23 protein-coding genes are annotated in these 18,544 nt (G+C 66.4%); 11 read left to right on the top strand and 12 right to left on the bottom strand.

Going from position 1 to position 18,544, the window contains the following annotated elements:
• Nucleotides 1–19: 19 nt before the first annotated feature.
• From MU521_RS07295 to MU521_RS07305, 3 genes are all read right to left on the bottom strand, one after another.
• Nucleotides 20–361: a hypothetical protein gene (locus MU521_RS07295; RefSeq protein WP_092689246.1), complete on the bottom strand. Its 342-nt coding sequence runs from the start codon at nt 359–361 to the stop codon at nt 20–22.
• Between the two features lie 176 nt (nt 362–537).
• Nucleotides 538–1,401, bottom strand: coding sequence for a ZIP family metal transporter (locus MU521_RS07300; RefSeq protein WP_175452788.1), 864 nt, complete (start codon nt 1,399–1,401; stop codon nt 538–540).
• A gap of 67 nt (nt 1,402–1,468) precedes the next feature.
• Complete coding sequence (locus MU521_RS07305; RefSeq protein ID WP_092689252.1) at nt 1,469–2,161, bottom strand: SDR family NAD(P)-dependent oxidoreductase; 693 nt, start codon at nt 2,159–2,161, stop codon at nt 1,469–1,471.
• 107 nt (nt 2,162–2,268) lie between these two features.
• Here MU521_RS07305 and MU521_RS07310 point away from each other — a divergent pair, with 107 nt between their 5' ends.
• Genes MU521_RS07310 through MU521_RS07325 form a run of 4 tightly spaced genes read left to right on the top strand, consistent with a single transcriptional unit; the run spans nt 2,269 to nt 5,806 of the window.
• A complete protein-coding gene (locus tag MU521_RS07310; RefSeq protein WP_092689255.1) occupies nt 2,269–3,783 on the top strand; it encodes a phytoene desaturase family protein in 1,515 nt (504 codons plus the stop codon).
• The gene (locus tag MU521_RS07315) at nt 3,780–4,682 is read left to right on the top strand and encodes a prenyltransferase (RefSeq protein ID WP_092689257.1); all 903 of its coding nucleotides are present in this window, start codon (nt 3,780–3,782) and stop codon (nt 4,680–4,682) included. Before MU521_RS07310 ends, MU521_RS07315 begins: the two co-directional genes overlap by 4 nt.
• Nucleotides 4,672–5,526: a bisanhydrobacterioruberin hydratase gene (gene cruF, locus MU521_RS07320; RefSeq protein ID WP_092689260.1), complete on the top strand. Its 855-nt coding sequence runs from the start codon at nt 4,672–4,674 to the stop codon at nt 5,524–5,526. Before MU521_RS07315 ends, cruF begins: the two co-directional genes overlap by 11 nt.
• A gap of 52 nt (nt 5,527–5,578) precedes the next feature.
• The gene (locus MU521_RS07325; RefSeq protein WP_092689263.1) at nt 5,579–5,806 is read left to right on the top strand and encodes a DUF7860 family protein; all 228 of its coding nucleotides are present in this window, start codon (nt 5,579–5,581) and stop codon (nt 5,804–5,806) included.
• 1 nt (nt 5,807) lies between these two features.
• Here MU521_RS07325 and MU521_RS07330 read toward each other — a convergent pair whose 3' ends face one another.
• A complete protein-coding gene (locus MU521_RS07330) occupies nt 5,808–6,764 on the bottom strand; it encodes a phytoene/squalene synthase family protein (protein ID WP_092689266.1) in 957 nt (318 codons plus the stop codon).
• A gap of 188 nt (nt 6,765–6,952) precedes the next feature.
• On the opposite strand from MU521_RS07330, the gene MU521_RS07335 reads away from it, so the two are divergent.
• The 4 genes from MU521_RS07335 (at nt 6,953) to MU521_RS07350 (ending at nt 9,258) form a co-directional block, all read left to right on the top strand.
• Nucleotides 6,953–7,225, top strand: coding sequence for a DUF7553 family protein (locus tag MU521_RS07335; RefSeq protein WP_092689269.1), 273 nt, complete (start codon nt 6,953–6,955; stop codon nt 7,223–7,225).
• Between the two features lie 49 nt (nt 7,226–7,274).
• A complete protein-coding gene (locus MU521_RS07340) occupies nt 7,275–7,541 on the top strand; it encodes a hypothetical protein (protein ID WP_092689272.1) in 267 nt (88 codons plus the stop codon).
• A gap of 76 nt (nt 7,542–7,617) precedes the next feature.
• Nucleotides 7,618–8,160, top strand: coding sequence for a hypothetical protein (locus MU521_RS07345; protein WP_092689274.1), 543 nt, complete (start codon nt 7,618–7,620; stop codon nt 8,158–8,160).
• Nucleotides 8,161–8,244: 84 nt separating this feature from the next.
• Complete coding sequence (locus tag MU521_RS07350; RefSeq protein ID WP_092689276.1) at nt 8,245–9,258, top strand: alcohol dehydrogenase catalytic domain-containing protein; 1,014 nt, start codon at nt 8,245–8,247, stop codon at nt 9,256–9,258.
• 32 nt (nt 9,259–9,290) lie between these two features.
• On the opposite strand, the gene MU521_RS07355 is transcribed toward MU521_RS07350, so the two are convergent.
• The 6 genes from MU521_RS07355 to MU521_RS07380 all read right to left on the bottom strand — a co-directional run bounded on the left by MU521_RS07355 (nt 9,291) and on the right by MU521_RS07380 (nt 16,185).
• Nucleotides 9,291–9,818: a hypothetical protein gene (locus MU521_RS07355; RefSeq protein ID WP_092689278.1), complete on the bottom strand. Its 528-nt coding sequence runs from the start codon at nt 9,816–9,818 to the stop codon at nt 9,291–9,293.
• A 55-nt stretch (nt 9,819–9,873) separates the two neighbouring features.
• Nucleotides 9,874–10,605 (bottom strand): SDR family NAD(P)-dependent oxidoreductase, encoded by a 732-nt coding sequence (locus MU521_RS07360; protein WP_092689281.1) that lies wholly within the window; start codon nt 10,603–10,605, stop codon nt 9,874–9,876.
• A gap of 518 nt (nt 10,606–11,123) precedes the next feature.
• On the bottom strand, nt 11,124–12,527 hold the full coding sequence (locus MU521_RS07365) for an ornithine cyclodeaminase family domain (protein WP_092689284.1): 1,404 nt from the start codon (nt 12,525–12,527) through the stop codon (nt 11,124–11,126).
• A 56-nt stretch (nt 12,528–12,583) separates the two neighbouring features.
• Entirely contained in the window at nt 12,584–12,976 is a 393-nt protein-coding gene (locus MU521_RS07370) for a hypothetical protein (RefSeq protein WP_092689287.1), read from the bottom strand.
• A gap of 89 nt (nt 12,977–13,065) precedes the next feature.
• Nucleotides 13,066–15,573: a PAS domain S-box protein gene (locus MU521_RS07375; RefSeq protein ID WP_092689290.1), complete on the bottom strand. Its 2,508-nt coding sequence runs from the start codon at nt 15,571–15,573 to the stop codon at nt 13,066–13,068.
• A gap of 96 nt (nt 15,574–15,669) precedes the next feature.
• Complete coding sequence (locus tag MU521_RS07380; RefSeq protein WP_092689293.1) at nt 15,670–16,185, bottom strand: gamma carbonic anhydrase family protein; 516 nt, start codon at nt 16,183–16,185, stop codon at nt 15,670–15,672.
• A 94-nt stretch (nt 16,186–16,279) separates the two neighbouring features.
• On the opposite strand from MU521_RS07380, the gene MU521_RS07385 reads away from it, so the two are divergent.
• Nucleotides 16,280–16,999, top strand: a complete 720-nt coding sequence (locus MU521_RS07385; RefSeq protein ID WP_092689296.1) for a fumarylacetoacetate hydrolase family protein — start codon at nt 16,280–16,282, stop codon at nt 16,997–16,999.
• Nucleotides 17,000–17,013: 14 nt separating this feature from the next.
• Here MU521_RS07385 and MU521_RS07390 read toward each other — a convergent pair whose 3' ends face one another.
• Nucleotides 17,014–17,457 (bottom strand): universal stress protein, encoded by a 444-nt coding sequence (locus MU521_RS07390; protein ID WP_092689299.1) that lies wholly within the window; start codon nt 17,455–17,457, stop codon nt 17,014–17,016.
• A 173-nt stretch (nt 17,458–17,630) separates the two neighbouring features.
• On the opposite strand from MU521_RS07390, the gene MU521_RS07395 reads away from it, so the two are divergent.
• Nucleotides 17,631–17,882, top strand: coding sequence for an MTH865 family protein (locus MU521_RS07395; protein ID WP_092689302.1), 252 nt, complete (start codon nt 17,631–17,633; stop codon nt 17,880–17,882).
• A gap of 101 nt (nt 17,883–17,983) precedes the next feature.
• Nucleotides 17,984–18,391, top strand: a complete 408-nt coding sequence (gene msrB, locus MU521_RS07400; RefSeq protein ID WP_092689336.1) for a peptide-methionine (R)-S-oxide reductase MsrB — start codon at nt 17,984–17,986, stop codon at nt 18,389–18,391.
• Nucleotides 18,392–18,425: 34 nt separating this feature from the next.
• Here msrB and MU521_RS07405 read toward each other — a convergent pair.
• The coding region (locus MU521_RS07405; RefSeq protein ID WP_250864791.1) for an integrase core domain-containing protein at nt 18,426–18,544 on the bottom strand (119 nt) is incomplete at its 5' end.

Raw genomic sequence — 18,544 nt, forward strand, 5'->3', positions numbered from 1 at the left:
GTGTCGTCGACCGACTCGCTCAGCTGACGCCCGTCCAGCTACAGGACAGACAGCCGAACACGCCCTGCCCGTTGACCGTCTCGCCGCCACAGGTCGGACAGGCGAACTGCCCGCCGTCGGTGACGACCACCTGCTCCTCGGTCGTCCCGCCGGATTCAGCCTCGGCCCCGGTCTCCGGTTCGGCCGTCGTGTCGGTCTTAGCGCCCGTCTCCGTCGCGGTCTCGGTCCGGAGCGTACTCGACAGCTTCGGGTGGCAGTCCGCACAGACCCAGCGCTGTTTCCGGTGCGTGACGGTCTCGGTAATCGCGCGGTGTCTCCATACGTGAAGAACCTCGTCTTCACAGGCGTCGCATTCTACCATGCTTACTACAACGACTGTCCTGGTATAGTAAAAATCTTCCCCTGAATGTACAGCAATAGACCCCAGAATAGATATATTGTCCTTATATTCTCCGAGGCACGGCTACGGACGTGCTATTATCACGCGGACAATTCGAAAAATCGCAATCCGTGTCCGGCAGACGATAGCGAGCCGGGTCAGGGGCCGACCGCGAGCCAGGTGAGAAAGACCGCCAGACCGCCCAGCAGGGTGCTCGCGACGGCGTGGATGCGGAGCCGGTCGAGCAGTTCGTGGGCGTGGTCGGTGACCTGTGCGACCTCGCCGACTTCGCCGCCGACCTCACAGCGCGGGAGAAAGTCCATGGCGACGTGGAGGAACACGCCGGCGGCGAAGCCGAAGACGGCCGCGTTGACGGCCGGGACGGCCGGTAGGTCGAGGAGCGCGCTCGGAATGGCCGTGATCCCGACGCCCGCCGCCGGGAGCAGGATGACGGTGGCCGACCGACCACCGGCGGCCAGTCGACGCGCCGCCGCGTAGCCGGCCGGGCCCTTGTGCGAGACGATGGCCAGCCCGAGCAGGAGGCCCAGTTCCGGCATCGCCCCGTAGACGAGACCGATGATCGCGCCCGCCGAGAGCGCGTGGGCCGAGAGCTGGACCGCCGTGTTGTCGAAGGTCGCGCTGACGTGCGAGAGCCGGTGGCCCAGCACGTGCGAGCCGAAGCCGACGAGGATACCGGCGGCGATGCCGAACCCGCCGACCCGCGGATCGAACCCCATCGCCTGGGGGACGAGGAAGACGGCCGCGCTCGTAATCATCGCCCCGCTGGCCAGCCCGTAGCCCCAGACCAGTCGCCGGGCGCTCCCGGTCTCGGCCGCCCTGACACCCAGCGGGATCGACCCCGCCATCGCGGCGAACGCGACCCACGCGATCACCAGCACCTTCCACAGGCCCGAGACCACCGCGAGCCCCGAAAACGCCAGCAAAAGCCCCACGCCAGTCAGCCCGACCAGCGACGGCCGCTCGCCGGTGTTAATAATCCCGGACTCCATGTTATTAGACATCCGGTTATAGAACTAGCGATGATAATAATAAAAGCTCCGATCCGTCGCACAGTCGCGGTCGGGGTCCTCAGCGTGTCGCGCGTTTCCAGGCCTGCAGATCGAGGATACCGCCGTCGAGGTCCTCGGCGGTGGCGTCTGTCGCCGCCCAGCGGAACATCGGCGCGACATCGGCGGGGTCACGGCCGGTCCCACCAGTGAGATCGGTCGCGACGACGCCGGGATCGACGACGCCGACCGGGTGGTCGAGGTCGGCAGCGAACCCGCGGGCGACGGCCTCCGCGGTCGCCTTGGAGACGGCGTAGGAGCCGTAGCCCGGTTTCGCTTCGCGGGCGACGCTCCCCGAGGTGACGAGGATTCGCGCGTCGGCGGCCAGGTGCGGGAGCGATTCCCGGATCGTGGTGAAGGTGCCACGGCCGTTCGTCCGGAGGTGGTCGTCGAAGGCCGCGTACGCCTCCGACGTGAGGGGTGTCTCCCCCGCCTGCCCGTGGTAGACGCCGGCGTTCGCGACGACGGTGTCGATCCCCCCGCCCTCGCGGGCCGCCGTCTCCATCAGTCGCTCCACGTCGAACTCGTCGCGCACGTCCGCTCGCTGTGTCGTCACGGTCCCGTCGGTCGACTCGACCGTCGCCGCGAGATCGTCGAGTTCGTCGGCGTCGCGCGCGCAGGCGACGACGTGTGCCCCTGCCGCGGCGAACTCGCGGACGACTGCGGCACCGATACCCTTGCTCGCGCCGGTGACGACCGTGGTGTCCCCGTCCATCCCTTGGTCCTTGGAGCGTGACCCACATCCCGGTTTCGTGTGACTGTCTCCCGAACCACACTGGTGAGCCACCCCATTTATGCCGGCTCCAGCCCGTACTTTCGACAATGAGTTCGCTCGCTGGAACGAGTATCGACGTCGTCGGCGGTGGGTTCGGGGGACTGTCGACCGCGTGTTATCTCGCCGATGCCGGCGCGGACGTTCGCGTGCTCGAGAAGAACGAACAGATGGGCGGGCGTGCCAGTCGACTCGACGTCGACGGCTTCCACTTCAACATGGGACCGTCCTGGTACCTGATGCCCGACGTTTTCGAGCGTTTCTTCGGCCACTTCGGGAAGTCCACCGACGACTACTACGACCTCGAACGGCTCGACCCGCACTACCGCATCTTCTTCAAAGACGGTGACCAGGTAGACGTCTCCGCGGACCGCGCGGACGTCCGAGAATTGTTCGCCGAGTACGAGGACGGTGGTGGTGAAGCCTTCGACAACTACCTCGAAGAGAGCGAGTCCAACTACGAACTCGCCATGGAGAACTTCGTCTACGAGGACCGTCCTCGCCTCAGGGACTGGGTCGACCTGGACGTGATGAAAGCCGCCCCCGTCGGGCTAAAACTGCTGGGGAACATGCAAGGTCACGTCGAGAAGTACTTCGAGAACCCCAAGCTCCAGCAGATCATGCAGTACACCCTCGTGTTCCTCGGCGGTGCGCCCCACAACACCCCGGCGCTGTACAACATGATGAGCCACGTGGATTTCAACCTCGGCGTGTACTATCCCGTCGGCAAGGACGACCGCGACAACGGCCTCGGCGCGGTCGTCGACGCCGTGGTCGATCTGGGCGACGAACTGGGCGTCGAGTACGTCACCGACGCCCCCGTCGACGAGATCACGCGCCGGAAGGCGGGCTTCCTCGTCACCACCGAGGACGGCACCGAGTACCACCCCGACCTCGTGGTGAGCGACGCCGACTACGCCCACACCGAACAGGAACTCCTCCCGGAACACGAGCGCCAGTACGACGCGGACTACTGGGAGTCCAAAACCTACGCGCCATCCGCCTTTTTGCTCTACTTGGGAATCGAGGGCGACGTGGACGAACTTGCCCACCACACGCTGGTCCTCCCGGAGGACTGGGACCCCCACTTCGAGCAGATCTTCGACGAGCCGGCCTGGCCCGACGACCCCGCCTACTACCTCTGTGTTCCCTCCGAGACCGACGAGACCGTCGTGCCCGAGGGCGACACCGACGCCTACAGCAACCTGTTCGTCCTCGTGCCCATCGCGCCCGGTCTGGACGACGACGAGGCCACACGCCAGCGCTACCGCGAGAAGGTACTCGCCGACATCGCCGAGAACACCGGCGTCGACCTCCGAGACCGGATCGCCTTCGAGAAGCAGTTCTCGGTCTCGGACTTCGGCGAGCGGTACAACTCCATCCAGGGGACGGCGCTGGGACTCGCGCACACCCTGAAACAGACGTCGCTCCTGCGGCCGTCCCACCGGTCCTCGGCCGTCGACGGGCTCTACTTCACGGGGTCGTTCACGACCCCCGGCATCGGCGTTCCAATGTGCCTCATCAGCGGTGAACACACCGCAGACGCCGTGATCGACGATAGATGAGCGACAACGCCGTCCGCACTCGCCTCGAATCGGTCGCCGGCTACCTCCCCTCCGAGGAGACCCGGCTGGGCTACCTGTTCTGGCTCTCCCGACCGCGGTTCTGGCTCTATCTGGGTGGTCCCGTCATCGTCGGCGCGACCTTCGCCGCCGACAGCGTGGCCGAACTGTTCTCCCCCATCGCCGTCTTGCTCCTAGCGTACTTCACCGTCCCCGCGAACGTCTTCCTCTACGGCGTCAACGACGCCTTCGACGCCGACATCGACGAGGCAAACCCGAAGAAAGACGAGCAGGAAGTGCGCTACCGCGACGACATCTGGGTCGTCATCGCCGTCGCGATGAGCGGCGCGCTGGGCGGCATGTTCATCTTCCTGTTGCCCTCCGCCGGGACGCAGGCCCTCGCGCTGTGGTTCCTGCTGGCCATCGAGTACAGCGCCCCGCCCCTGCGGTTCAAGACGATGCCGTTGCTCGATTCGATCTCGAACGGCCTCTACATCCTCCCGGGCGTCATCGCCTTCACCGCCGTCGCCGGCGAGTTGCCACCGATCCTGGCCATCGTCGCGGGGTGGCTCTGGACCATGGGGATGCACACCTTCTCGGCCATCCCGGACATCGAACCCGACCGCGAGGCCGGCATCCGGACCACCGCGACCGTGCTGGGCAAGCGACGGACCTACTACTACTGTGCGGCCTGCTGGCTGGCAGCCGCGGCCGCCTTCTCGCAGGTCCACGTCCTGTTCGGGGCGCTCCTCCTGCTCTACCCAGTACTCGTCTTCGGCATCGCCTTCTCCGGTATCGACGTCGACGACGCCTACTGGTGGTACCCCGCGATCAACACGCTGATCGGCATGACGATGACTATGGGCGGCCTCTGGGTCCTCCTGTTCGGGTATGGCGGTTGAGACGCCGACCCGCGCGGCCGTCGAGGCCCGGCTGGACCGCCTAGTTCGGGAAAACCGGTTCACCATCGCCGTCGTCTTCCCCGCTGTCGGTGCGGTCATGTTGCTCGCCAGCGCCGAGGCTCTCTTTCCCGCCCCGCTCAACTTCAACCCCTATCTGGTCCTCTTTGGCACCTTCGTCATGCGCCTGCCGCTGATCGCCGGCGTCGCGCCGCTGGTCGACCGACGTGCCGCAGCCGCTCTCCTCGCGCTGACGGCGTACTCCTACGCCATCGAGTACGTCGGCGTCACGACGGGGTGGCCCTACGGCTTCTTCGAGTACGGCGTCGAACTCGGGCCGATGCTTCTGGACACCGTGCCGCTGGGCCTGCCGATCTTCTTCTTCCCGCTGGTGCTGAACAGCTACCTGCTCTGTCTCCTCTTGCTCGGTGACCGAGCGAGTCGCTGGGCGATCCGGCTGCCGGCGGTGATCGCGACCGTCCTCCTGGTCGACCTCGTGCTGGACCCCGGCGCGGTGGCGCTCGGCTTCTGGGCCTACGACGGCGGCGGTGCCTACTATGGCGTCCCGTGGTCGAACTACCTCGGCTGGGCCCTCTCGGCCACCGTCGCCGTGGGCCTGTTCGACATCGCGTTCGACTGGTCGGAACTGGTCGCCCGCGTCCAGTCGTGTGCGTTCATGCTCGACGACCTCGTGAGCTTCGTGATCCTCTGGGGCCTGATCAACGCCTATTTCGGCAACTGGGTGCCAGTGGCCCTCTCCGGCCTGTTTTTCGCCGGGCTCGTGGAAATCGACCGGTTCGACTTCCGGGTCCTGCGGACGGTGCCCGGCCTCTCCGGTCGGTGGTGAGATCCGGATCGGGATCGAAAGAGATTCAACACTGAACGAAAGTTGCTCGAATATGTCACAAACAGCGTCGATAGACTACCAGACGTACGCGAAACGGGGTTTTTTCGTCGGCCTCTCGCTCCTCGTGATCGGTGTCGTCGGGTCCGTCGTCGGCCACACCTTCTTCGAACCGCTTCCCGCCTGGGAGAACACCCTCTTCGTCGGTGCCGAGTTCGCCGGCCTGCTCATCGGCTTTGTTTCGCCCATCGTGTTCGGCATCGTCCTCCCGCTGATCGAGTGAGCTACTGGGTGGGGGTCCACTCGGGCGGTTCCGGCCCGGGCGAGGGCGTCGGCGCGTCCCCGATGGTCGAGACCCGCTCGAACACCGCCTCGGGGTCCTTGTTCCAGTGCCAGTGCCAGCGCGTCTTGGCGATCAGCCAGAGTTTCCGTGAGGTGGAGAGACTCGGCGTCTCCGAGAGCACGTCGTAGTCGCGCTTCCGGATCAGCCGGTGGTGGTCGGCATAGAGGACGGCCGCCAGCAGGACGGCGAACTGGCAGTCTTCGGGCAGATACTTGATCCCGGCGACCCCTTCGCGGTAGAGCTTCTCGGCGCGGGCCATCTCGTGGATCATCGCCGACCGGAACCCGTCGGACATCTCCAGGTTCTCGATGTCGGCCTCGGTGACGCCGTACTGCCGGAGCGTCTCCTGCGGCAGGTAGATCCGGTCGCGGTCGACGATGTCCTCGCGCACGTCACGCAGGAAGTTCGAGAGCTGGAACGCTTCCCCGAGCGCTCTGGCGTGTGGCCGCGCCACCTCCGGGTCGTCGACAGCCATGATCCCGGTCATCATGTATCCGACCGCCGACGCCGAGCCGCGCATGTACTCTTCGAGTTCGTCGTAGGTCTCGTAGCGGCTCTTGTCGATGTCGGTCGCCATCGCGTCGACGAACAGCTCCACGTCTTCCTCGGTGATGTCGGACTCGCGGCGCACGTCGTCGAACGCCTGCAGAACCGGGTCGTCGGTCTCGCGGCGGCCGAGTGCCGCCTCGCGGAACCGCTCCAGGCGCTCCCGTTGCTCGGCGGGCGTGAGGTCGTTGTCCTCGTCGTCGACGACCTCGTCCGCGATCCGGAAGAACGCGTACAGGACATAGGTCTTGTGGCGGATCCGCTCGGGCAACAACCGCGTCGCGTAGTAGAACGTCTTGCCGGTCTGCCGGTGGATCTGCCGGCTCTCCTCGAGTGAGTCGTTCGTTACCATTCTCTGATGGGTCGTATAGTTCGAAAGACGGCACGTTCGCTGGGGGGACGAAGGTGGGGGTGGTGCACGTGCCTAGAAATACGGACCGGACTGGTTTAACAACGGTACCTTACTGGTTGGTATCCGACCCCCCCGATGTTGCACACGTTCGGAAAGTGTTTTTGTCCACGTTGGCCGAAGGGATACGTATGGCTCGACAACAGCTCGAAACCGCGGCACAGAACCTCCGGACAGCAAGCGACGCGACGGCCGACGAGGCCAGCGACCGCCTCGACGACCTGGCCGACCAGCTCGACGACCTCGCGACCCGCGACTCCGGCCCCGACCACGGCCGCCTGGCCCGCATCCAGTCCGCCCTGGCCGACCTCGACGACGAAGTGAGCGCCGACGCCGCCGCGGCCATCGACGACGCCGACGACGCGATCAACGCCTACCGCGAGACCATCGAGGGCGGCGTGTAGGTCCCGGGACCTCTTTTTCATCTGCCGCCGGAGTACCGGGAGAGGGGATATGCGACACGAACTGACGGCGACTTCGAAAGCGCATCGCCAGCTGTTGCCCGCGTCGGAACTGACCGTCGACCACGCTCTGGCCGAACGGCTGGCCGACCCGCTCCACCTGGTCGGCGAACTGTCAGCCGACGGCCCGAACCGCGAGGCCGTCCGCACCATCGAAACGCAACTCCGCGATGTCGGCCGTGACACACATCCCGACGTGCGCGCCGCCATCGGCCGCGCCCGGACACTGTTGACGCCCTACAGCGAATCGGTCGACTGAGACCGCGCACCGGCCTCGGCACCGTCGGTCTGGCTGTTCGGGGGACTCTTATACTCGCGACGAACTACCCGCGCTCATGTCCGAGGGTGACGAGAGGATCACGGGCCGTGACCGCGAGGAGATCGCCGAGCGGGTGCGGGCCGTCATCGCCGCCGAACTCGGCGAGGACGAGGCCGAAGAGATCGCACGGAGCGTCGCCCGCGTCATCGGCGAGTACGTCGAGCGCGAGGGCGACGCCGAGCAACTGGTGGCTGCGGTCGGCGACGAGGTCGTCGACAAACTCGACGGCGAGACGGCCGACGACCTGGTAGAGGCCGTCGCCGACATCGTGATGGACAATCTGCCCGGCCTCCGACACTCGGTCGTGATCCGCCAGTCGGTGCGGCGGATCGTCAGACGACTCACCAGCGGCCGCTCTGACGCCATCGTCCAGCAGGTCGGCGACGAGATCGTCGCGACGCTGATCGAGCACGGTCACGCCGAGGCGCTGGTCGACGTGTCGCTGGAGGTCGCCATCGAGGCCGCCATCGAGGGCGGCTACGCCGAGGAGTTGATCCGGGAAATTTTCGACGACGGTGTCACTCAGATCATCGAAGAGGACGGGTCCGAAACCGCCTGATCGGCGATCAGTGGCTCGTCCGCGGATCCAGCCGGTCTCGCACTTCCGGACCGTTCATGCCAGTGGAGCACGACTGACGACTCGATGCGTACTGCAGCGTTCACCGACCTCACCGGCCCGGACGGCGTCTCGATCATCGAGCAATCGACTCCCGAACCCGAGCGCGGGGAGGCGACGGTCGCCGTCGAGGCGGCCGCGATCAACCGCCACGACCTCTGGATCCTCGACGGCGACTCCGCGATGGTCGACGCGGACGATCTGCCGTTCGTCAGCGGCCTCGACGTCGCCGGGACCGTCGAAACCGTGGGCGAGGGCGTCACGGGCGTCGCGCCCGGCGACCGCGTCGTTCTCTGCCCGAACGAGACCTGCGGTACCTGCCGCTACTGCCGGGAGGGACCGGAGAATCTCTGTGAGAACTTCGCGCTGTTCCACGGCGGACTCGCCGAGACGGCCCGCGTCCGTGCCGACCGCCTCGTCGCGGTCCCCGACGACCTGGGGCTGGTCGAGGCCGCGGCGCTCCCCACTGCCTACATGACCGCCTACCACATGCTCCGGCGGATCGACGCCGACCCCGGCGACCACATCTTCGTCCCGGGCGTGACCGGCGGCGTCGGCGTCGCAGGCGTGCAGCTCGCGGACGCACTCGGGGCACACACCGTCGGCACGTCCTCGTCGCGATCCAAACTGGACCGCGTCGAATCGCTCGGCCTCGACCACGCAATCGAGGGTACCGATCCCGAGGGGATCCGGGAGGCAGTCGAAGCGATCGGCCCCGTCGACGGCGTCCTCAACCATCTCGGTGGCGAGTATACGCAACTCGGTTTCGACGTGTTACGACGCGGCGGCCGGATGGCGGTCTGTGGCCGGACGGCCGGTGGCAGGTCCGAGATCGACATCCCCGACCTCTTCCTCGGCCACAAACGGGTCATCGGGAGCACGATGGGGACACAGGGCGACCTAGAGCGGATCGTCGATCTCGTCGTCGAGGGCGCGTTCACCCCGGAGATCGCGGCGACGTATCCGCTCGACGAGACCGGGGCCGCGTTCGCGGCGATGCAGAACCGCGAGCGCGTCGGGAAGCTCGTCGTCACGCCGTAGCCCCGCCGACCAGCGAACCTCGGTCGAGCGAGTCAGGGACCGGCCTTGCCCCGGCCCAGCAATCGGTCCGCGAGACTGCCCAGTGACTTCACCGCGACGTTGACGTACAGGCCGACCAGAAAAGAGAGTCCGGCCGCGTACTGCTGGCTCGACCCGCCACTGGTGAAAGCGGTCCCGGCCACGAACAGCAGGTAGACGCCCGCCGCCAGCACCCAGGCTGCCGGGATTCGAAGCGCCATCTCGGCGAGTTCTTCGATCTCGTCGTACTCGTCGTAGGCCTCGACGTTCGTCATCAGTTTGGTGAACACGTACCCCAGCGCGCCCAGCGACGCGTAGAGGTAGACATACGGCGGAACGATCACCGTCCCCGTGACCGTGAGCCACCCCTCGACCGGGACCAGGCCCGACGAGAGCGCGACCCCGACGAGCGTCAGCGCCGTGAGCGCACCGATCAGGACCCAGTTCTCCGACGACCACCCGTCGACTGCCCCGGCCTGCTCCGCCGTGCCCGTACCTGTCCCGGTCTCCGTCTCCGAAGATTGGGCGTCCGCGTTCCCCATAATCGAACCGACGCAGGGGCTCGAAATAAGTGTGGGTGCCAGTGCTCGAACGGTATCAGAGCCGCTGCTCCCACTCCTGGGCCGGCATCGATTCGCCGGTGATGCCGCCCGGATCTTGGCCGAGCAGGCTCGTGGCGGCGTCGTTCATCACGTCCGGGTCGAGAATCTCCGCGCGTTCGCTCTCGGGCAGGTGGTCCCAGAAGCCTGTCTCGACGCGCCCGCCCGGATCGAGCGCGTTGACGTTGATCCCGTGGTCGTCGAGTTCCAGGGCCTGCGTTCGGGTCATCCCCTCCAGCGCCCACTTCGAGGCGACGTACGGGCCCCACCGCGCCGACCCACGGCGACCGAGGCCCGACGAGATATTGATCAGGTTCCCGCGACCGGCCTCGATCAGCTCCGGAACGGCGTACTTCGAGAACAGGAAGATGCCAGTGACGTTCACGTCCATAATCCGGCGGAAATCCTCGGTGTCGGCCTCGTGGAGGACGCTACCCTCGCCGTACATGTTCAGGAGGCCGATGCCGGCATTGTTCACCAGCCCGGTGACCGACCCGTGTTCCTCGGCCGTCGCCTCCACGACGGCCCGGACTGCGTCCTCGTCGGTCACGTCGGCGGGGGCGACGAGTATCTCCCCCTCGGCGCTCTCTGCGACTGCCTCCAGCTCCGCTTCGCTGCGTGCGGTCACCGTGACGGCCGCGCCCTCGCGAGCGAACCGTTTCGCCATCGACGCGCCGAGTCCGCGGCTCGCGCCGGTCACGATCACCACTTCGTCTTCGAGTGTCGTCATGGTGCGCGTACGACTGCAACGGCCTAAAAAGGCAGGCGTCGCTTCTCCAGCATCCGCGCGAGCCGGGCGGGACCGAAGGTCCCGCTGGCAGCCGGCGCTGCGCGCCGGCGTTCACGAGAGCATAGCTCTCGTGAGCCGACCAGAACGGGGGGCGTTCTGGTGACGACGAAGCGAGCGCGGTTCACCGAAAGACGGTCCTGCTCGCCTCGCTTCGCTCGGCTGTGCGGGCTGCGACTTTCGAGTGCTCACGAGAGCAGGGCTCTCGTGGCATCCCGAAAATCGAAGATTTCCGAGGACCCCCGCTCGTTCCCTGCGGTCACTCGCGGGAACACTCGGCGCGAGGCGAAGCCGAGCGCCGAGGTATTCTCATACCAAATTTTTGCGACGAGTGGTTCGAGAGAGCGAAGCTCTCTCGTCATGTCGACAGAAGTCGATGACTTCTGGCTGCTAACAAGAACGCGAAGCGTTCTGGTAATGCCGAAAGAGCGCAGGGCGCTCTTTCGTAGCAAAGTAAAAATTTAGTCGTCCAGAATCTTCTCCGCCAGAATCGGGACGAACGTGCCGATGTCGGTGACCATCCCGACGGCCTGCGCGCTCCCGCGGTCGAGCAACTGCGTCACGGTCGCGGGGTCGATGTCGACACAGACGACCCGGGTCGTCGAGGGCAGGCAGTTCCCGACGGCGACGGAGTGGAGCAGGGTCGAGAGCATCAGCACCATGTCGGCCTCGTGGGCCTGCTCGCGGATGGCGTTCTGGGCCTCGACGGCGTCGGTGATGGTGTCCGGCAGGGGACCGTCGTCGCGGATCGACCCCGCCAGCACGAACGGGCGGTCGTTGTCGACGCACTCGTACATGACGCCGGACTCGATAGTTCCGGACTCGACGGCCGCCTCGATGCCGTCCTCGCGGATCACCTCGGAGATGGTGTAGATGTGGTGTTTGTGTCCCTTCCGTGGGTGGTCGAGACTCTCGGTGTCCATCCCCAGCGAGGTGCCGTAGAGGTCACGCTCGATGTCGTGGACGGCGAACCCGTTGCCCGCGGAGATCATGTCGATGTACCCTTCCCGGACCAGGCGGGCGAGGTCCTCCCGTGCGCCGGAGTGGATCAGCGCGGGGCCACAGACGGCCAGCACCGTCCCGCCCTCGCTTTTGACCTCCTCGACGGCCTCGGCGATGTTGGCGATGGTCGTCTCCGAGGGTCGCTCGGAGGAGACGCCGCCCTGCATGAACCCGAAGGCTCCCTCCGAGCCGCGGGGGCGCTCGGGCGGGCTGACGCGGATGCCGGCCTCGCCGGTGACGATCAGGTCGCCCGCCTCGACGGCGTTGAGGACCTTGGTGTCGGCGTAGGGATTCTCCCCGTCTCGCGGTTCGCTCTGCTCACCGTCTTCTCGCGGGCTTTGCCCGCTCGAATGGTCCGCGGAATGGTTCGAAAATTCTCCACGGGAATTTTCGTCATCACGAGAGACGGCGTCACCGTCTCTCGAACGACTTCGTTCCGCGCTACTCGACCGTTCGGAGGCGCTTCGCGCCTCCCCGTCCTCCACGACAACCGCACAGTCCATCTCGATGTCCTCGACGTCGATCCACTCGCCGTCGTAGCGGATCTCCGTGGGGTGGTTCGTCGTCGAGTAGAAGCCCTCGGGGACGACCTGGTCGGCCGGGGCGGGTTCGAGGGTGGCGTCGTTCGGGTCGGCGGGGTTGGCCCCGTTCTGGTGGAGTTCGTGGACGATGGACTGGAGTAGCGCCTCGTCCTCGGCGCTCACCAGCAGTTTCGCGTAGGAGCGTTCGTCCTTGTGGCGGCCGATGTCGAACTCCTCGACCTCGAAGGACCCGCCCATGTCCATGATGATGCCGAAACAGGTCTGCATCATCCCCGAGTCGATGATGTGTCCCTGCAACTCGACTTCACGGGAGACGGTCATGGTCGAGCAATGGATACCCGGTCATAAGTCGGCTACGTGTCCGCAGTTGTCCGGACTCACCCCTCGCTCTCGACCCGTCGGCTCACGTCCCAGTCGACGCCGTCGGCGCTGTCCCGGAGCCGGTCGAAGAACTGTCGGAGCCCGCCCGACTCCGTGGCGGGTAGTACGTGCAACCGGACCCGCGAGTTCCGGACGCTCACCCGGAACACGTCGCCGGTCGCCTCGTCGTGGACCAGATACAGGGGCATCGGCAGGTCGAACCAGTCGCCGTAGGTGTACCCCTCGCCGTCGAGGACGCCCTCGACGACCCGCCGGAGCCACGCGTCCTCGCGCTCGGGCACCGGCGCGAGCGAGAACGTCGTCCCGCCCTCGTACTCGACGCCACCACCCCGCGGATAGCGCCGCTCCGGCCGACTCGGGATGGCGAAGGGGTCGTCGTCGACTGTCATGCCGCGCTCGGCTCTCCCTACGGCGTCTTCCGTTTTAAGTGCGTGGCTGGACTGGCAGTGTAGTCGTCGGTCGACTGGCGGACGCCGGTCTATGTGATGTCGGCTCGATCAGGGTTGCTGTCGACGGGCGGGCGAGCCTTGTCGAGGACGAGGCGGACGACGCTGCCGCCCTCTTCGGGGGCCTCGAAGACGACCTCGCCGCCGGAGTCGCGGGTGATCCAGGTGACCAGCCACAGCCCGAGGCCGCTGGCGTGATCCAGCGGCGTCTCGCTCCCCTTTCCGACGATGCGTCGCTCCTTCTCGGGGATGCCCGGACCGTCGTCGGCGACGGTCACGGTGACGGCGTCCCCGGTGGTCGAGAGCGACACCTGGATCCGGGCCTCGTCTGTGTGTTCGATGCTGTTCTCGATGAGGTTCTCGACGGCCGTGTCGATCAGTGGCGTCGCCTCGACCCAGGCGTGGGCGGGCAGGTCCGTCTCGAAGGTCGCCTCGGGGTACTCATCGCGGAATCGCTCGACCTGCGTCGCCAGCAACTCCCCCAGGTCGATGGGCTTGCGCGTCTGCTCGTGGTTGGCCAGCGTCTGCTCGATCTCGCGGGCCTTCTCGCTCAGGCTGTTGATCTGCTCGGCCCGGTCGACGATGGTGTCGAGTTTCTCCTGTGTCTGCTGGTCCGAGACGGCCCGCGCGACGAGTTCCGCGTTGGCCATGATGACGTGCATACTGTTGCGCAGGTCGTGCCGGAGCGCCCGGTTGAGGACGGTCAGTCGGCGCTCCCGTTCCTGGCGGTCGGTCACGTCACGGAGGACGCCGACCGAGCCCCGGAACTCGCCGTTCTCGTCGGTCAGGAGCGCGACGTGGTTCTCGCTCGGGATCGGGTCGCAGTCGACCGGTTGCAGGTCCATCTCGTAGATCCCCTTCCCCCGTTCGCCGGTGAGCAGGTCACGGATGAGGTCCTGGCCGCGCTCGATGTCGCGCTCGTCCATGCAGACCGAGACGTGAGTGCCGACGAGTTCGTCTTCCGGCAGGCCGACCACCTCGCAGGCCGTGTCGTTGAGTGCGACGAACCGTCCGTCTTCGTCGACGGCGTAGACGCTGTCGGGGACCGCGTTGAGCATCTCCTCGTACAGTTCCAGTTCACGCTCGCGCTCCTTGCGGTCGCCGATGGCCCGGATGATGGCCATCTCACCCCGCTCGCCCTGGTACTGGACGAACGTCGTGCTGACTTCCACGGGCACCCGCTCGCCGTCGAGCGTCTCCAGTTCGATCTCGTAGCGGCCGGTCTCGCTCTCCTGGTCGAGGCGGCGCTCGTAGTTGCCTCGAACGATGTCGTGGTCCTCCGGGGCGATCAGGTCGAACACGTTGGTCCCCTCGATCTCGGCGCGGGTGCCACCGACCAGCGTCGCCATCTGTTCGTTCACGAACTGGAGGCGCCCCTTCCGTGTGATCGCGATGCCGTCGTTGGCCTCGGTCAACAGCGTCGAGTAGAGCTGTTCCTGTTCTTTCCGGTCGGAGATATCCCGGACGATCCCCGCGGTCCCGCGGAACGCCCCGTCGTCGTCTGTCAGCACGGCGATATGGACCTCACACGGGATCGTCTCGCCGTCCCGCCCCGGGAGGTCCATCTCGAAGGTCGCACTGTCCCGATCGGGATCGGAACGCAGATTGGCGACGATCTCTCGGGCCCGGCGTATGGCCGCCTCGGGCAACACGTCGGCCGGATTCTCGCCGATCAACTCCTCGGACGCGAACCCGGTCCGGGACTCGTGGGCCTCGTTGGCGAACGCGAACCGGCCGTCTTCGTCGAGCGCGAACACCAGGTCGTCGACGGCCTCGACGATGGTCTCGTACATCCGGAGGTCCCGCTCGCGCTCCTCGCGCTCGGTCACGTCCCGGATGCTGATCACCGTGCCACCGACCGCGGGGTCGTCGATGAAGCTCTGGCCCCTGCTCTCGACCCAGCGGTACCCGCCGTCGGCGTGTTCGGCGCGATAGGTCGCGTCGACGGTCTCGTCGGGGTTCGCAAGACTGCTCGCGAGCGCGTCGAGTACGTCGTCGCAGTCCTCGGGGTGGATGAGTTCGGTGCCGCGCCGGCCGACCAGTTCCGAGGGCGCGTATCCCAGAATCCGCTCGATGCTGGGGCTGATGTACCGGATCGTCGCGTCGGGGTCGATGATCGCGGTGGCGTCGCTGGCCTGTTCGACCATCTTCCGGTAGCGCCGCTGTTCGGTGCTGATCGTCTCGATTGCCGCGAGGACCCGCTCCCAGAGATCGGCGGCGTCGGTGATCGTCCCGGCCGGCACGTACTCGTCCACGCCCGCCGAGACCGCTTCCCGGGCCAGGGCGTCGCTGCCCGATCCGGGCACGAGGACGAACGCCACGTCGTCGAACTGTCGTCTGACGGTCCGACAGAGATCGACACCCGTTCCGTCGGCCAGCTCCGCCTCGCTGACGACACAGACCACGTCACCGAGTCGGCTGGTCGCGTCCGTCACCGTCTCGACGCGCTCGACGGTCGTGGCGTCGGCACTCTCCTCCTGCAACGACGACGCCTGGGCGCTGTCGGTCCCGACGTACAGCACCACCCGACCGGCCTTCATGCGATGTCACCACATATCGGAGTTGCGCACAAAAACCTGTGGCCGAGTTCGTCTCCCGAGGGCCGCTACCGGTCGATCACGGGAAGGCGGGCTCGTCTACTCGAAGAGTTCCTCGTGACGCTGGGCCAGATTCGTGTAGTCGCCGGAGCTGTACGTCTCGAAGACGACGTTGGGGTCGATGGTCGTCTCCGAGAGCGGTGTCACCGACGCGGGCATCCCGCGGACGAACGAGTTGGCCGGGACCTCGTACCCCTCGGGAACCACGGTCCCCGAGGCGACGATGCTCCCCTCGCCGATGACCGACTCCGTCACCGTCGAGTTGAACCCGACCAGTGCGCCGTCCTCGACGGCCGTGTCGTTCAGCACTGCCCCGTGACCGACCATCACCTGCTCGCCGACCGTCGAGGCGTGGAGCACGGCGTTGTCGCCGACGTGGGACTGCGTACCGACCCGAACCGGTTCCACGTCACCACGCAGGACGACGCCGGGCCAGACGCTGGCGTCGGCCGCGACCACCACGTCCCCGACGACCGTCGCCTCGCGGCTGACACGGGCCCGCTCGTCGATCGCCGGTCGCTCCCCCTCGAACGCGTACTGGCGACTGTCTGCCATGGTATGACACTCGGCCCCGTTCTATAAATTCGCGGCGGCGGCCGATCGGCCGAGACCGGGAGCGGTAAATGCGCGGGGGGAAAACCCCCGGCCGATGAAACTCGCACGTGCCGACACACCCGACGGTGTGGTCGAAGGCGAATACGTCGACGGCGTGATCGAGACCGACGACGCGACCTACGGAGTAGGCGACGAGGCGACCCTGCTCGCCCCCTGTGATCCCGACGCGCTGTTCTGTGTCGGGCGGAACTTCGGCGAGAAGGTCGATCAGATGGACTACGACATCCCCGACGTGCCGGACTGGTTCATCAAGCCACCCCACAGTCTCCACCCACCCGAACAGCCCATCCCCTATCCCGAGTGGACCGCGGAACTGACCTACGCGGGCGAACTCGCGGCCGTGATCGACGAGTCCTGTCACGACATCGACGAGGACGAGGTCGACGACGTGCTCCGCGGGTACACCATCCTCAACGACATGGACGCGCTCGACCAGGAGCGTCGGACGGCACGGAAAGCCTTCGACGGCTCCGGCCCGCTGGGGCCGTGGATCGAGACCGACTACGAACCCGTGGGCAAGGAGATGGAGACGCATATCAACGGCGAGCGACGCCAGCACGACACCACCGAGAACATGTTCAACAAGCCCCGCGAGACCGTCGCCTTCCTCAGCGAGCGGTACACCTTCCGCCCGGGCGACGTGATCTCTTTCGGCTCGCCCGCCAATCCCGGCCTGGTCGAACCCGGCGACGAGATCGAGATCCGCTACGAGGGCATCGGCACCCTCCGGAACAGTATCGGCGAGCCACAGTAGCGGCGCCAGCCGATCTATTCTTCGCCGTCGCCGATGTCGACCACGAGCGTCGGCCGGCCGACGTTCTCGACGACGCGTTCGGTGACACTGCCCAGCGAGGCCAGCCGGTCCCGACCGGTGCGGCCGTGGGTCCCCATCACGAGCAGGTCCGCATCGATCTCCTCGGCGTAACTCATGATCTCGGTGTGGGGAATCCCCTCCCGGCGCTCCCCGACGACTTCGACACCAGCGTTCCCACCGGCGGTCTCGGCGGCGTCCAGCGCGGCGTCGCCCTCCTGTTCCAGCGTGGCGATCACGTCGTCCTGGGTGTCCTCGTCGGCCGCGAGGAACAGTCGGCGGTCGACGACGTACAGCGCCTGGACCGTCGCGTCGTTGTCGGCCGCGATGTGGAGCGCGTGATCGAGCGTCTCGTCGGTTCCGCTGCTGCCGTCGGTCGGGACCAGTATCCGGTCGTACATATCGACGCGGTTCTCCGGGCTCGCACTTGAATCACGGCCCCGGTCCAGCCCCGAAACTGCGCATGGTACAACTTCGCACAACAAAGTAAGAGTTTACACTGTTAGCCCGTGAGGAGCCATTTCTTCACGAAAGAACCACCAATTTTAGTAAGGAGGATAACGAGACCCTGAGTATGGTCGACAAAGATGACCTGCGACAGCAGCTGATCGACGGCTTCGAAGGTGCAGATTACCCGGTCAACAGCCCGATGGACCTCGTTCCGGCACTGCCGAACGGTCCGTCCACGACGTTCGAGTCCGGTGACGTGAGCTTCACCGCCATGGAGCTCAACCAGAAGGGCGGCGGCGGGGACTTCCCCTACGATGACGTCGAGACTCTCGTCGACGATATCATCGAAGGCCTCGAAGACGAAGGCCACATCTAACGCCCGTAAACCGACCTCGTTTTTTCGCGACCAGTACCGATAGCGACGCGTCGGTCCAGCGCGGGGGAACCGGTATGAACGTCCAGCCCGTACGGACGGGTATGTCACAGGACGCCGAGCGTGACCTGCCCGACAGCGACGCGGAGTGGCGCGACGTGCTCGACGACGAGGCGTACCGCATCCTCCGGGAGGCCGGGACGGAACCGAAGTTCAGCGGCGAGTACGTCGACCAGAAGGCCGACGGCACCTACGTCTGTGCGGGGTGTGGCACGGAACTGTTCGATTCGGACACGAAGTTCGAGTCGGGATCGGGCTGGCCGAGTTTCTACGACGCCGCGGGTGACAACGTCGAGACGCAACTGGACACGAGTCACGGGATGCGCCGGACGGAAGTGATCTGTGCCACCTGTGAGGGCCACCTCGGGCACGTGTTCGAAGACGGACCGGAGCCGACGGGCAAACGCTACTGCATCAATTCGGCCGCGCTGGACTTCGACCCGGCGGAGTAGTCGCCACGATACCTGTCCGAGTAGTAGGCACTGTCTAGTTCTGGATCTGCTCAGCTGGCGTCTGTCCATCGAGTGCTTGATTCGGTCGTTCGTGGTTGTAGTGGTGTCTAAAGCGTCGTAACCACTGTTTCGCGCTTGTCTGACTGCCCCGCC

The sequence above is a fragment of the Halorientalis regularis genome (genome assembly GCF_023698535.1).
In the GTDB taxonomy this organism is placed as follows: domain Archaea; phylum Halobacteriota; class Halobacteria; order Halobacteriales; family Haloarculaceae; genus Halorientalis; species Halorientalis regularis.

Excerpts from the sequence above, each read along its gene's own strand:
- MU521_RS07295 (WP_092689246.1), bottom strand. The coding sequence starts at position 361 with ATGGTAGAATGCGACGCCTGTGAAGACGAGGTTCTTCACGTATGGAGA.
- MU521_RS07300 (WP_175452788.1), bottom strand. The coding sequence starts at position 1,401 with ATGTCTAATAACATGGAGTCCGGGATTATTAACACCGGCGAGCGGCCG.
- MU521_RS07305 (WP_092689252.1), bottom strand. The coding sequence starts at position 2,161 with ATGGACGGGGACACCACGGTCGTCACCGGCGCGAGCAAGGGTATCGGT.
- MU521_RS07310 (WP_092689255.1), top strand. The coding sequence starts at position 2,269 with ATGAGTTCGCTCGCTGGAACGAGTATCGACGTCGTCGGCGGTGGGTTC.
- MU521_RS07315 (WP_092689257.1), top strand. The coding sequence starts at position 3,780 with ATGAGCGACAACGCCGTCCGCACTCGCCTCGAATCGGTCGCCGGCTAC.
- cruF (WP_092689260.1), top strand. The coding sequence starts at position 4,672 with ATGGCGGTTGAGACGCCGACCCGCGCGGCCGTCGAGGCCCGGCTGGAC.
- MU521_RS07325 (WP_092689263.1), top strand. The coding sequence starts at position 5,579 with ATGTCACAAACAGCGTCGATAGACTACCAGACGTACGCGAAACGGGGT.
- MU521_RS07330 (WP_092689266.1), bottom strand. The coding sequence starts at position 6,764 with ATGGTAACGAACGACTCACTCGAGGAGAGCCGGCAGATCCACCGGCAG.
- MU521_RS07335 (WP_092689269.1), top strand. The coding sequence starts at position 6,953 with ATGGCTCGACAACAGCTCGAAACCGCGGCACAGAACCTCCGGACAGCA.
- MU521_RS07340 (WP_092689272.1), top strand. The coding sequence starts at position 7,275 with ATGCGACACGAACTGACGGCGACTTCGAAAGCGCATCGCCAGCTGTTG.
- MU521_RS07345 (WP_092689274.1), top strand. The coding sequence starts at position 7,618 with ATGTCCGAGGGTGACGAGAGGATCACGGGCCGTGACCGCGAGGAGATC.
- MU521_RS07350 (WP_092689276.1), top strand. The coding sequence starts at position 8,245 with ATGCGTACTGCAGCGTTCACCGACCTCACCGGCCCGGACGGCGTCTCG.
- MU521_RS07355 (WP_092689278.1), bottom strand. The coding sequence starts at position 9,818 with ATGGGGAACGCGGACGCCCAATCTTCGGAGACGGAGACCGGGACAGGT.
- MU521_RS07360 (WP_092689281.1), bottom strand. The coding sequence starts at position 10,605 with ATGACGACACTCGAAGACGAAGTGGTGATCGTGACCGGCGCGAGCCGC.
- MU521_RS07365 (WP_092689284.1), bottom strand. The coding sequence starts at position 12,527 with ATGACCGTCTCCCGTGAAGTCGAGTTGCAGGGACACATCATCGACTCG.
- MU521_RS07370 (WP_092689287.1), bottom strand. The coding sequence starts at position 12,976 with ATGACAGTCGACGACGACCCCTTCGCCATCCCGAGTCGGCCGGAGCGG.
- MU521_RS07375 (WP_092689290.1), bottom strand. The coding sequence starts at position 15,573 with ATGAAGGCCGGTCGGGTGGTGCTGTACGTCGGGACCGACAGCGCCCAG.
- MU521_RS07380 (WP_092689293.1), bottom strand. The coding sequence starts at position 16,185 with ATGGCAGACAGTCGCCAGTACGCGTTCGAGGGGGAGCGACCGGCGATC.
- MU521_RS07385 (WP_092689296.1), top strand. The coding sequence starts at position 16,280 with ATGAAACTCGCACGTGCCGACACACCCGACGGTGTGGTCGAAGGCGAA.
- MU521_RS07390 (WP_092689299.1), bottom strand. The coding sequence starts at position 17,457 with ATGTACGACCGGATACTGGTCCCGACCGACGGCAGCAGCGGAACCGAC.
- MU521_RS07395 (WP_092689302.1), top strand. The coding sequence starts at position 17,631 with ATGGTCGACAAAGATGACCTGCGACAGCAGCTGATCGACGGCTTCGAA.
- msrB (WP_092689336.1), top strand. The coding sequence starts at position 17,984 with ATGTCACAGGACGCCGAGCGTGACCTGCCCGACAGCGACGCGGAGTGG.